Consider the following 12553-nt stretch of genomic DNA (forward strand, 5'->3'; position numbering starts at 1 on the left):
GCGGTCAGGAAGCGCCGAGATCCCAGTAGAGGCCGGCCATGAGGCCGAGCGCCTCCTCGGCAAGCGCGATCGGCAGATGCTCGTCCGGCGCGTGCTGCAGGCAGCCGGGATAGGAATGCGGGATCCATACCGTCGGCAGGCCGAGATCGCGCGCGAAGATGTCGTTCGGCAGCGATCCGCCGAGGTTGGGCAGGATTGCGGGCTCCACGCCTGCCGTCCTTGTAAGCGAGCCTGCGATCCGTTCGACCCAGGGGTGCTCGGGATCGAGGCGCGACGCCTGGAAGATGGCATCGTGCGGCTCGTGGACGATCACGCGATCGAAGCCGTCCGCAACGAGCGCCTCGCGCACGGCCGGCACGACAGCATCGACGTCGACACCGACGGGAAAGCGCAGCTGCAGCCGCGCACGTGCGCGCGGCGGAATGGCGTAGACGGGTTGGGCGAGATTGCCGCACTCCATTTCCATTACTTCCAGGCTCGACCAGCCGAAGACCTTTTCCTCGCTCGTTAGTCCCGGTTCGCCCCACCAGGGCTCGATCTCCGGATCGCCGGCAATCGGTGCGATCTCCAGCTTCGAAAGTGCCGTACGAACGCTTTCGGGAATGGTGCCGGGGGTGAGGGAGGGAACGCGGATCTTTCCCGTCCGCTCGACGAGCGCGGTGATCGCGTGCGCGAGTTCGATCCCGGGGTTGCTCAAAAGCCCGCCCCAGTTGCCCGAATGCTGGAAGCTGTCGCGTGCGACGATCTCGATATAAAAGGAGATACCGCCACGTGAGCCGAGAAAGAGCGTCGGCCGGTCGAGCGCAAGGCGTGGTCCGTCCGAGGCGATCAGCACGTCGGCAGCAAGCGCTTCGGCATGCTCGGCGCAGATTTCGCGCAGCCCGGGCGAGCCGGATTCTTCGCCCATCTCGAGCAGATATTTGAGATTGAAGCCGAGCGAGCCGCGCTCGGCGAGCACCGCCTCCAACGCTGCGAGATTGATGCTGTGCTGGCCCTTGTTGTCCGCCGTGCCGCGTCCGTACCAGCGACCGTCGCGCTCGATCAGCGTGAACGGATCGAGCCCTTCGCTCCAGCCTTCGAGCCCGGCGACGACGTCGCCATGCCCGTATTGAAGGATCGTCGGCCGCTGCGCGTCCTCGATGCGCTCGGCGAGCAGGCATGGTCCGGGCGCGAGCGGATGTTCCAGAAGGCGTGTCGTGAAGCCGAGGCGCTCGAAGAACGGGACCATCTCCCGATCGAGATATCTGTGAAGGTCGGGACGGGCTTCGGCGACGCGGCTTGCACTCGGGATCGCGACGCGCTCGGCGAGCGTCCGTTCGAAGCTTCCGTCGGCGATCCCGCCGCGTGCCCGTTCGATGGCGTTTTCGCGGCTCATGCGGCAGCCCTTTGAGAAAGATCGAGATCGTAATGGCAGCGCACCTGTCCCGTTTCGACCGTTCGAAGCTCGGGGCGTTCGGCCGCGCAGCGTTCGTTCGCGAAGGGGCAGCGCGTTCGAAAGACGCAGCCGGACGGCGGGTCGGAGGGATCCGGCAGGTCGCCGGGGATCGGATGCAGGCTGCGATCGGTGGCGTCGAGATCAGGAGCCGCATCTATCAGGAGGCGCGTATAGGGATGCCGTGGCCGGTGAAAGATCGTCTCGGTCGGCGCGAGTTCGACGAGTTCGCCGAGATAGACGACGCCGATGCGGTCGGCCATCAGGCGCACGACTGGCAGGTTATGGGTGATGAAGAGGCTCGTCAGGTGCAGTTCGGCCTGGAAGCCGCGCAACAGATCGAGGATCTGCGCCTGTACGGATACGTCGAGCGCGCTCGTCGGCTCGTCCAGGATGAGGAAGTCCGGTTCGCCGGCAAGCGCACGGGCGATCGAGATGCGTTGCCGCTGTCCACCCGAAAACGCCTGCGGGAACTTGGCGCCGTCTTCCGGCGAAAGCCCCACCTGTCGGAGGAGCTCCGCAACGCGTTCGTCGATCGCCTTTTTGGGACGCAGGCGGTGCGTGCGGATCGGCTCGGCGACGATGTCTCTTACGCGCCAGCGCGGATTGAGCGAGGAGAACGGGTCCTGGAAGATCATCTGCTCGCGCATCGCCGCGTTCCGGCCGATCTCGCCGCCGGTCGGCGCAAGCAGCCCAGCCGCCATACGCGCGATCGTGGATTTGCCGCATCCCGATTCCCCGACGAGGCCCATGACTTCGCCCTTGCGGATCGTGAAGCTCACCTCGCGCACCGCCTGAAGACCCTTCGGCCGGCGCCCGAACGCCTTCTCGATCATCGAGGCGCGGCCGCCATAGGCCTTGGAGACGGCGTTCAGGATCAGGACGTCATCCAGGCTCATGAAACGACCTCTTCGACGAGCGGAAAGTAGCAGGCGGCATCGTGGCCGCCGGCATCGGCAAGCGGCGGGCGCTCTTCGCGGCAGATCGCCTGCGCCCGCTCGCATCGCGGATGGAACGCGCAGCCCGGCGGAAGGGCGCCGATCCCGGGCATGGCGCCCGGAATCGCCCGGACGCGCATCGCGCCGTCGGCATCCGGTGCCGGCGTCGCCTGCATGAGCCCGGCCGTATAGGGGTGAAGCGGTGCGCCGATCAGCCGTCCGGTCGGGGCGGTCTCGATGACGCGCCCCGCGTAGAAGACGGCGACGCGGTCCGCCATTTTCGCGATGACGCCGAGATCGTGGGTGATCAGCATCATCGCGGTACCGGTTTCCTCGTGAAGTTCGCGCAGGAGGGTCAGCATGTGCGCCTGAACCGAGACGTCGAGGGCCGTCGTCGGTTCGTCGGCAATGAGGAGGTCGGGCTCGGCGCACAGCGCAAGCGCGATGACGATGCGCTGGCGCTGGCCGCCGGAAAGCTCGTGCGGCGCGGCCGCGAAGACACGGGGAGGGTTCGCAAGGCCCACCCGCGTCAGCCATGCGATCGCCCGCTCGCGCGCTTCGCCGCGGGTAAGCGGCAGATGGCGGCGCATCGTGTCGGTCAGCTGCCGGCCGATACTCAGCACCGGGTTCAGCGAGGTCATCGGATCCTGGAAGACGAAGCCGATCCGTTTGCCCCGGACCCGGCGCATTCTCTTCGCCGATAGCTGGTCCAGCCGTTCGCCGGAAAGCGCGATGGTGCCGCTCGTGCGGCGAAGCGGTGGAACGAGCAGATCGATGATCGCGATTCCGGTCATCGATTTTCCGGCCCCGCTCTCGCCCACGAGGCCGAGCACTTCGCCGGGCGCGATATCGAAGGTCACCCCGTCGAGCACGGGGAAATCGCGCCCGTTTCTTTCGAGGACGACGCTGAGGTCGCGAACCTTCAGGACCGGCTCGCTCATGTCCGTCCCCTGATTTTCGGATTGAAGTGGTCGCGCAGATGATCGCCGAGCACGTTGACGGCGACGACGAGCGCGACGAGCAGCAGGCATGGGAAGACGGAGATCCACCATTCCCCCGACTGCAGGAAATTGTTGCCGTTGCGGATCAGCGAACCGAGCGAGGGATAGGTCGGCGGAATGCCGATGCCGAGGAAGCTGAGCGTCGCCTCGGTGATGATGGCGATGCCGAGATTGATCGTTGCGATCACCAGGACGGGCGCCATGACGTTCGGCAGGATATGCTGGATGAGGATCGCCGTGTTCGAACGGCCCGTGACCCGTGCGGCGGCGACGTAGTCCTGATCGCGCTCCACCATCACGCTCGAGCGGATGGTGCGCGCATACTGGACCCAGAAGGCGATGCCGATCGAGACGATGACGATCGCGATCGCCATCTCGTTGGAGCGTCCGCGTCCGAGGATGGCCGTCGCGATTCCGTCGATGACCATGGCGAGCAGAAGAGCGGGGTAGGCGAGTTGCACATCGGCGAGCCGCATGATGATCGCGTCGGTCCGCCCGCCGACGAAGCCGGCGACGAGCCCGAGCGCGCCACCGATGACGAGGCCGATGACGACGGAGATCGCCCCGACCATGATCGAGGTGCGTAGTCCGTAGGCCATGGCCGTGATCAGATTGCGACCCTGGTCGTCCGCGCCGAACGGCATCGTCGCCTGGCCGCCGTCCATCCAGATCGGTGGCGAGAAGGCGTCGAGGATCGACATGCCGGACATGCTGAACGGATCGGCCGTCACGAGCGGGAGCACGAACGCGTAGACGACGAGCAACACGATGAGGGTTGCGGCGACGATCGGGCCCGGCCGACCGCGAAACGCTTCGGCGAGACCCCTCATGCCCCGCTCCGCTTCAGGCGCGGATCGACCAGCGGATAGATGAGTTCCACGACGAGATTGATGATCATGAAGATCGCCCCGACGAAGATCAGATAGATCGCGATGACGGGAACGTCGGCCGCCTGGATCGACTGCAGGAAGAGCGAGCCGATGCCCGGCCACGCGAAAACGCCCTCGGTGACGACGGAAAAGGCGATGACGTTGCCGAGCTGAAGGGCAAGCATTGTGATCGTCGGCAACAGCGCGTTGCGCATGGCGTAGGTCGACCAGATCCGCCGTTCGCTCAGGCCCCGCGCGCGAGCGAAGCGGATATGTTCGCTCTGCCCGACTTCGAGAAGCTGCGTACGCAGCATGCGGATGACGAAGGTGACCTGGAAAGCGGCGAGCGTGATTGCCGGCAAAATGATCGCCCTCCAGCCGGACAACGTCAAAAGGCCGGTCGTCCAACCGCCGATCTGCACGGTATCTCCACGCCCGAAGGAGGGAAACCAACCGAGATGGACGGAGAAGATCGCGATCAGGAGAACACCGACGACGAAGTTCGGCAGGGTGATACCGGCGATCGAGACCAGCATGACGCCGCGCGATATGATGCCGTTCGGCCGCACGCCGCACAGGATGCCGAGTGGCACGCCGACGAAGAGCGTGACGAGCAGGCTCGCGAAAGCGAGTTCGATCGTCGCGGGAAGGCGCGTTGCGATCATCGGGCCGATGTCGTCCTGCGTGCGATAGGAAATGCCGAAATCGCCGTGCAGCATGCCGTTGAGGAAATGCAGGAACCGGGTAAGCAGCGGTTCGTCGAGGCCGAGCCGCATGATCAGATCCTGGCGATCGGCGATGCTCGCATCGGGCGGCAGCAGCGAGGTGAGCGGGTCGCCGAGCGTCGCCACCAGCAAAAACGCGATGAAGCTGATGGCCAGCAGGACGAGGACCGTCTGAAGTATCCGTTCGGTCGTATGGGCGATCATGTCGCCTCCGAAGCCGCCAATCGCACGAGGAAGTCGGTACATGCCGCCATCTGCTCGATGGCGATGCTTTCGTCCGGCTGATGGGCGTCGGCGATCGACCCGGGACCGATGACGACCGACGGGATGCCCGCCGCCGAGAAGATGCCGGCCTCGGTTCCGTAGGGTACGGCGCGCGGGGAACTTCGACCGAGGAGCTTGAGAAGCCGCTCTTCGAGCGCTGCATCCCCGATGGGCGCAAGCGGCGGAATGCGCGCCTGAATGTCGACGCGAATGCCGGTCTTGTCGCTGACGGCCTTCATGCCCGGCTCCAGCGCATCGATGCGCGCCTCGATGCGGTCGAGAACGCGCTCGGCGCTATCGTCCGGTACGAGGCGCATTTCGAAGAAGAATCGGCAATGTTCGGCAAGGATGTTGCCGTGGCTGCCGCCTTCGATCTGGTTGACCTGAATGGTGGAGAAGGGGGGATCGATCCCAGCCATGGCCGGGCCGGCGCGCATTTCTTCGGCGATCCGGTTGATTTCGCCGACGAGGTCGCAGGCAATCATCACGGCGTTGACGCCGTTGTCGGGCTGCGACGAATGAGCCGGTTTGCCGGTCACGGAGGTCCAGCCGATGGTGCCGCCCTTGTGCGCGGTCACGAGATCCATTCCCGTCGCCTCGCCGATCACGGCAAGCGAAGGCTCCGCGTGGGTGCCGAGCCATTCCGCCATCGGTCCGACACCCGTGCAGCCGACCTCTTCGTCATAGGAAAAGGCGAGGTGGATCGGCCGCTTCAGTTCCATCTGCGCAAAATGTGGAAGGACTGCGAGCGAGCAGGCGAGAAACCCTTTCATGTCCGTCGCACCGCGCGCGACGAGGTGCTCGTTCGTCGTGCGCAAGGTCCATGGATCGCCGGACCAGGTCTGGCCCGTCACCGGGACGACGTCCGTATGGCCGCTGAGAACCAGTCCCCCCAATGCTTCCGGGCCGATCGTGACGACGAGGTTCGCCTTCTCGCCGTCGGCATCCAAGAACCGGCGGCACCGTGCGCCATGTGCGGCCGCGATGGCTTCGACATGGGCAACGAGAGCGAGATTGCTCGCCGAACTGACGGTCGGAAAGGCGACCAGTTCCGCAAGACGCTGCGAAAAGTCCGCGTCGGCGGTCATTCGGGAACCTTGAACCAGGCGAGCGGATAGGAGAGATCGGCGAGCTGAACGACATTCACCCCGTCACGTACGCCCCACAGGATCTGAAGCTGGTGGATGGGAATATAGGCGTTGCTCTTCTTCAGAATGCCGAGCGCCTTGTGCAGGAGCTCGGTGCGCTTCTTCGTATCGGTCTCCGCGCCGATCTCGTCGGTAAGGCGGTCGACTTCCTTGTTGGAATAGCCGCCGATGTTGAAGACGCCGGCGCCGGTCTTCGGGTCTCTCGTCTTCGCGAGACCGGACAGGAACTGGTGCGCATCGTAGGTGTAGGGCGAATAGCTCAGCATCGCGAAGGAAGTGTCGTAGCCGGGCGGATTGATCTGCTGCGCCCACCGCGCCGTCGTCTGTATGCGGGGCGTGACACGGATATCGATGCGCGAAAGGAACGAGCCGATCGCAAGGCATGTCGCCTGGTCGTTGATGAACCGGTCGTTGGTGCAGTCCAGCGTGACGTCGAAGCCGTCCGCATAGCCGGCCTCCTTCATCAACGCCTTCGCCTTGTCGAGGTCCGGCTTGTTGGGAGCGTCGAGCTGTGCTGTCGATCCGTTGACCTCGTTGGCGATCGGCAGCCCGACCGGCGTCGAGTAGCCGCGCATGATCCGCTTCTGGATCGCACCGGTATCGATGGCGAGTTTCATCGCCTCGCGTACCTTGGGATTCTTGAACGGATTGCCTTTGACGCCCCCACCGTAGACCAGCGTGTCGCGGGCGACATCGGGCTGCAGATAAACTGTCCGAAGATCGGGCGTCGATGCGATGTGCAGGCCATCGGCCTTTTCGATCCGGCTCGCATCCTGCGGCGGCACGCCGTCGATCATGTCGACTTCACCCGAGATGAGCGCCGAAACGCGCGTCGACGGGTTGGGAATAACGTAGAAGATGGCCTTGTCGACGTTACCGTCGATCGTGTTCCACCATGTCTTGTTGGCGGAAAAGACCGTCTTTACGCCTGGATCGCGCTGCGAGATGACATACGGGCCGGTACCCATGGCGTGCTGGTTGGCGTAGCCTTCCGTCGAGTTGTCGGCCTGGCCGGGCTCGACGGCGCCGTGCTCCTTCGCCCAGTCGCTGTCCATCATGAACCAGTTGACGATCTGGTTCGGCAGGATCGGATCGATCTCATGGGTCTTCAGGCGAACCGTGTAGTCATCGACCTTCTCGATGGAATCGATGTCGGCGAGGTGGGAGCTCATCCCTCCTTTTTTCGCGCGATCGAAGGAGAAAACCACGTCGTCTGCATTGAAGGCGTTGCCGTTGGAAAACTTGACGTCCTTTCGCAGATCGAATTCCCAGGTCTTGTCGTCGACCTGCTTCCACTTCGTGGCGAGCACCGGCTCGATCGACAGGTCCTTGCCGCGTGCGACGAGCGGCTCGTAGACGTTGCGCAGTATGGCGAAGACGAGCGTGTTCGAGATCGCGTGCGGATCGAGCGTGTAGGCGTCGAGCGGTCCCGCAAAATCGAACTCGGCGGCGCGGCTGGCCGGCGCTGCGACCAGGAAGCACGTGAGGGCGGCTCCCGCCAGAAAGAGACTGCGTTTCGACTGCATCAGCTTTTCCCCTTGGTGGACCGGGCCGCGGCGCCGCTCTTCCGCGAACGGACGACGCCAGAGCGTTTGATCAAACGATCAGAGCATTTCGCCGCCCCGATATCAAGCTGCAAAAAAAATCTTCAGGGCGATAGATTGCACAAATTTATGGCATCTTGCCGACGGATCTCGTCCGATATGATCTCTCCGGCTCATTCGAAGAGCCGGTAGAGAAGCCGCTGGCTGTTCTTGATGTCCGCGACGACCGCCGCGCCCGCGGCATCGGCATCGCGTTCGCGCAGGGCCGCCAGAAGTTCGCCGTGGAAGCGCGAATAGTTCCCCGCGGAGTCCTGCTTCAGCAACTCGATCATGCGGTTCGTGAGCAAGCGTACATAAGGGCCATATCTCAACCACAGGTTCTGGATGAGATTGACGAGAACGGGGTTGCCGGCTGCATCGTAAATCGTGAAATGAAGCTCGCGGTTGGTTGCTAGCATGCCGACCGCGTCTCCCTTGCGAAGGGCCTCGGCATGTGTATCGGCGATCACCGATAGCGCTTCGATCTGGGAAGGTTCGAAGCGGGCGCAGGCCTGTTCGGCCGCGGCGCGCTCCACGACGCAGCGCGCATCGCAAAGATTGCCGAGGCCCTCTCGCGTCGTCAACGGAACCCGCGCCGTGCCGGTACTGTCGAGTTCGAGCGCGTGTTCTGCAACGAGCCGACGGAGCGCCTCGCGCACCGGCATATGCGACGTGCCGAACTGTTCGGACATCGATGTAATCGTGAACGAGCGGCCGGCTTCGAACGCGCCGGTCGTCAGCGCGTCGCGTATCTGCTCGTAGACGAGATCCTGCGTGGTCTTGCGCCGTTGGATTCGACTGAAGCCGCGCAGGGTCTCGTTTTCGGTATCCAAAATGTAGTTCCGATCCCCGATGAACGCGCACGCCGTCGCCGTTTGCGCATATGATCAAGGATCGTATCCGTAAATCGGCGACCGGTCGAGCAGGTTGTGGAGATCGCCGGAGAACCCCGAGCCGGTGCCGGCCTTACCGCGTGCGCTTCGTCAGGAAGGCGTCGAGCCGTTCCTGCGCTTCCGGGTCGGCTTGGGTGAGGGCGACCATGACGGATTCGGCGAAGAGGCCCGCCGAAGGTGGCATCTCGCCGATCTGCGCAAGGCCGTGCAGGATCATCCGGTTGGACTGCGGTGCGTTCGCGGCGACCGTGCGGGCGACCTCCAGTGCGGTCTCGAAGGCGCGTTCCGGTTCGACCAGACGGTGCGACAGGCCGATTTGCTGGCCTTCTTCCGCGTCGACCTCGCGGCCCGTCAGCATGAGTTCGGTCAGGCGGCTCGTGCCGATCATGCGGCCGACGCGCACCGATGCGCCGCCGCCCACGAAGATGCCGCGCCGGCCTTCGGGCAGGCTGTAGCGCACGCTTCGATCGGCAATCCGGATATGCGTAGCGGCCGCCAGTTCCAGTCCGCCGCCGATCACGTAGCCGTTCAGCGCCGCGACGATCGGCAGCCTGCCGTTCAGCATGGCTTCCGTCGTTCGGTGCCATAGCCGCGAAAGGTCCATCACCGCGTCCACGCTTCGCGTGCCGTGTTCGCGCAGGTCGAGGCCGGCGCTGAAATGCGGCCCGGCCCCGCAGAGGATCGCCGCTTTCCAGTGTTCGGGCGGGGCGGCGAAAAGCTGTCCGATCTCGGCGATCATGGCCTGACTGATGGCATTGCGCTTCGCCTGCCGGTCGAGCCGGACGATGCCGATCTCGCCGTCCTCCTCGATCGAAAGATCCTTTGTTTCGGTCATGGTCAGCACCTTCTTCGGCAGGGACGGGCGAACGCGGCCGCACCTTGTTATCGCATGGCCTGTCGGCATCGCGCTTGACAGGCGGTAGCGAACGGTAGAACATTTTTACACGGACGTAAAATCTGGATTGAAGCTTTGGCGCCAACATCCGTCGAGATCCCCTACAGGGCCTACTGGGCCACGCCCTTCGCCAAATGGCAGGGATCGCTTTCGCATCTCCACAGCCTGAAGTTCGCGGCTCACGTCGCGAAAACGGCGCTTACGGACCGGTCGATCGATCCCTCCGTTTTCGATTTCGGCGTTCTTGGCACGACCGTTCCGCAACAGGGCTGCTTTTACGGCCTGCCCTGGGTGACGGGCCTTCTCGGTGCCGAACATGTTGCCGGGCCGACCATCGCGCAGGCCTGTGCGACCGGGGCGCGGATCCTGTGCACGGCCTTCGACGAGATCGCTGCGGGCCGCGCGGGCGTGGCGCTGGCGATCGCCGCCGATCGGGTCTCGAACGGGCCGCAGCTTTATCATCCCGACCCCGAAGGGCCCGGCGGGGCGGGCCGGCACGAAGCCTGGGTGCTCGACAATTTCGAACGTGATCCATGGGCGGGCTGCGCCATGGTCGACACCGCCGAAAACGTCGCCGCGCGCTACGGCATCGGACTTAAAGAGCAGCATGATCTCGTCCTTCGCCGCTACGCGCAGTACGACGAGGCGCTTGCGAACGACCGCGCCTTCCAGCGCCGCTACATGACGTTGCCGTTCGAAGTGCCGGATGCGCGGTTTCAGAAGACCCGTACATCGTTGGAAGGCGACGAAGGCATCTATCCGACGACGCCGGAAAAGCTCGCCAGGCAGCGCCCCGTGCGCGAAGGCGGCACGGTGAGCCTCGCCGCGCAGACCCATCCGGCCGACGGCAATGCGGCGATCGTGCTGGCGGCACCCGAAAAGGCGCGCGACCTTTCAAGCGATCCGGCGATCCGCGTGACGCCGCTCGCCTTCGGCCAGAGCCGGGAGGCGAAGGGCTACATGCCGGCAGCCCCCATCGAGGCGGCAAGGCGCGCGCTTGCGCAAGCCGGTCTCGGCATTGCCGACATGGACGCGATCAAGGCGCACAATCCCTTCGTCGTCAACGATATCGCCTTCGCCCGTGCCTTCGACATCGACGTTGCGCGCATGAACAATTTCGGCTGTTCGCTCGTATGGGGCCACCCGCAGGCGCCGACGGGCGTACGGGCGATCATCGAACTGATCGAGGAACTCGTCCTGCGCGGCGGCGGCATCGGTCTCTTCGAGGGATGTGCGGCCGGCGACAGCGCCATGGCGATGGTCGTGAAGGTCGAGGAGCGGCGATCGTGAACGCGCTGCCGCCGGTCTTCCCGAGCGTCGTCCATATGCTGCAGGAGGCGGCCGAACGTGCACCGACGCGCGAGGCGATCGTCTGCGACGGCGACCGGCTGAGCTACGACCGGTTCGCGCGCTCGGTCGCGCGGATGGCGGAAGAGCTCGTCGCGGCGGGAACGGCCGGCGGGCGGGTTGCGATCCTGCTGCCGAACTCCGTCGATCTCGCCATCGCCATGTTGGGCGCGCTTGCCGCCGGTGCCCAGGCGGTGCCGCTGAACCCGGTCTATACGGCGCACGAACTGGTGCCGATCCTGGAAGACGCCGCGCCGACCGTGATCCTCGCGGCGAACGGGGTGGCCGATGCGATCGAGCCTGCGATGTGCGAACGGGGACTTCCGGTTCCCCAGCGGGTCGGCCCCGGTGCGCGACGTCTGATCGCCGGGGACGAGGATGCCTATATCCTGCCGCTGCCGGACCCGGACGCGCTCGGCCTTTTGCAATATACCGGGGGCACGACCGGTCGGCCGAAGGGCGTGGAACTGACGAACCGGGCGACGGCGATCAACGTCGCGCAACGCGAGGCCGTGGTGCCGACGACGCCCGACGTAGAACGCGCGCTCCTCATGACGCCGCTCTATCATGTCTACGCGACGGCGATGGGTCTTTTCCTGACGCTCAACGCACGCGGCACGCTCGTCGTCATGTCGCGCTACACGCCGGAGCTCGCGTTGGCGGCAATCGAGGAAGAGGGGATCACCTTCTTCGCGGGGAGCCCGACGATCTATCACGGGCTGCTTGCCTGCGAACGCATCGCCACGACCGATTTCTCCTCGCTCGAACTCTGCTTTTCCGGCGCTTCGGCACTTCCCGCCGAGACGCTGCGGCGCTGGAAGGAAATCACCGGCTGCTCGATCTGCGAAGGGTTCGGCCAGACCGAAACGGGCCCGGTGCTCGCCGCCAATCCGCGTCTTTCCACGCACAAGGCCGGCTCGGTCGGCGTCCTGCTTCCCCGTACGAAGGTGGAGATCGTCGACATCGAGACGGGTGCCGCGCTGCCGCTCGGCGAAACGGGCGAGATCTGCGCGGCCGGGCCGCAGATCATGCATGGCTATCGGAACCTGCCGGAAGAGACGGCGGAAGCGCTTCGAAACGGGTGGCTGCATACCGGAGACGTCGGCCATATGGATGCCGACGGCTATCTCCACGTGACCGGCCGAAGGAAGGAAATGGTCGTCGTCAGCGGCTTCAACGTGTTTCCCCGCGAGATCGAAGATGCGCTCTACGCGCACCCGGCCGTACGCGAGGTCGCGGCCTTCGGCGTGCCGCATACCCACAAGGGCGAAGTGCTGCACGTTCATGCCGTATGCGAGAAGCCGTCGGCAAGTATCGATGATCTTATGGCGTTCCTTGCCGAGCGGCTGGTTCGCTACAAGCTGCCGGCGCGCCTCGTGCTGGTGGAAAGCCTGCCGAAGACCGCGATCGGCAAGATCGACAAGGCTGCCCTGCAACGCGCGGCAAAGGAAAGCTGAC

General features: G+C 65.0%; 11 protein-coding genes. 2 read left to right on the top strand and 9 right to left on the bottom strand.

All coding sequences use genetic code 11. The annotated features are described in order from the left end of the window. Positions 1 to 4: 4 nt before the first annotated feature. The 9 genes from FJU11_RS05640 to FJU11_RS05680 form a co-directional block, all read right to left on the bottom strand. Positions 5 to 1375, bottom strand: coding sequence for a M20 family metallopeptidase (locus FJU11_RS05640; protein WP_141166059.1), 1371 nt, complete (start codon positions 1373 to 1375; stop codon positions 5 to 7). Further along, positions 1372 to 2331, bottom strand: coding sequence for an ABC transporter ATP-binding protein (locus FJU11_RS05645; protein WP_141166060.1), 960 nt, complete (start codon positions 2329 to 2331; stop codon positions 1372 to 1374). Before FJU11_RS05645 ends, FJU11_RS05640 begins: the two co-directional genes overlap by 4 nt. Next, positions 2328 to 3311 (bottom strand): ABC transporter ATP-binding protein, encoded by a 984-nt coding sequence (locus tag FJU11_RS05650; protein ID WP_141166061.1) that lies wholly within the window; start codon positions 3309 to 3311, stop codon positions 2328 to 2330. Before FJU11_RS05650 ends, FJU11_RS05645 begins: the two co-directional genes overlap by 4 nt. Further along, positions 3308 to 4201: an ABC transporter permease gene (locus tag FJU11_RS05655; protein ID WP_141166062.1), complete on the bottom strand. Its 894-nt coding sequence runs from the start codon at positions 4199 to 4201 to the stop codon at positions 3308 to 3310. Before FJU11_RS05655 ends, FJU11_RS05650 begins: the two co-directional genes overlap by 4 nt. After that, positions 4198 to 5169, bottom strand: a complete 972-nt coding sequence (locus tag FJU11_RS05660; RefSeq protein WP_141166063.1) for an ABC transporter permease — start codon at positions 5167 to 5169, stop codon at positions 4198 to 4200. Before FJU11_RS05660 ends, FJU11_RS05655 begins: the two co-directional genes overlap by 4 nt. Continuing rightward, positions 5166 to 6317, bottom strand: coding sequence for an acetylornithine deacetylase (gene argE / locus FJU11_RS05665; RefSeq protein WP_141166064.1), 1152 nt, complete (start codon positions 6315 to 6317; stop codon positions 5166 to 5168). The genes FJU11_RS05660 and argE overlap by 4 nt, the downstream gene beginning before the upstream one ends. After that, the gene (locus FJU11_RS05670; RefSeq protein WP_141166065.1) at positions 6314 to 7903 is read right to left on the bottom strand and encodes an ABC transporter substrate-binding protein; all 1590 of its coding nucleotides are present in this window, start codon (positions 7901 to 7903) and stop codon (positions 6314 to 6316) included. Before FJU11_RS05670 ends, argE begins: the two co-directional genes overlap by 4 nt. Before the next feature lie 191 nt (positions 7904 to 8094). Further along, positions 8095 to 8793: a GntR family transcriptional regulator gene (locus FJU11_RS05675; RefSeq protein ID WP_141166066.1), complete on the bottom strand. Its 699-nt coding sequence runs from the start codon at positions 8791 to 8793 to the stop codon at positions 8095 to 8097. Positions 8794 to 8926: 133 nt separating this feature from the next. Next, on the bottom strand, positions 8927 to 9688 hold the full coding sequence (locus tag FJU11_RS05680) for a crotonase/enoyl-CoA hydratase family protein (protein ID WP_141166067.1): 762 nt from the start codon (positions 9686 to 9688) through the stop codon (positions 8927 to 8929). Between the two features lie 135 nt (positions 9689 to 9823). Here FJU11_RS05680 and FJU11_RS05685 point away from each other — a divergent pair, with 135 nt between their 5' ends. Further along, positions 9824 to 11038: a thiolase family protein gene (locus FJU11_RS05685; RefSeq protein WP_141166068.1), complete on the top strand. Its 1215-nt coding sequence runs from the start codon at positions 9824 to 9826 to the stop codon at positions 11036 to 11038. Further along, complete coding sequence (locus tag FJU11_RS05690; protein ID WP_181408059.1) at positions 11035 to 12552, top strand: class I adenylate-forming enzyme family protein; 1518 nt, start codon at positions 11035 to 11037, stop codon at positions 12550 to 12552. Before FJU11_RS05685 ends, FJU11_RS05690 begins: the two co-directional genes overlap by 4 nt. Position 12553: the final 1 nt, after the last annotated feature.

It is taken from the genome of Pararhizobium mangrovi, assembly GCF_006516965.1.
Taxonomy (GTDB): Bacteria; Pseudomonadota; Alphaproteobacteria; order Rhizobiales; family Rhizobiaceae; genus Pararhizobium_B; species Pararhizobium_B mangrovi.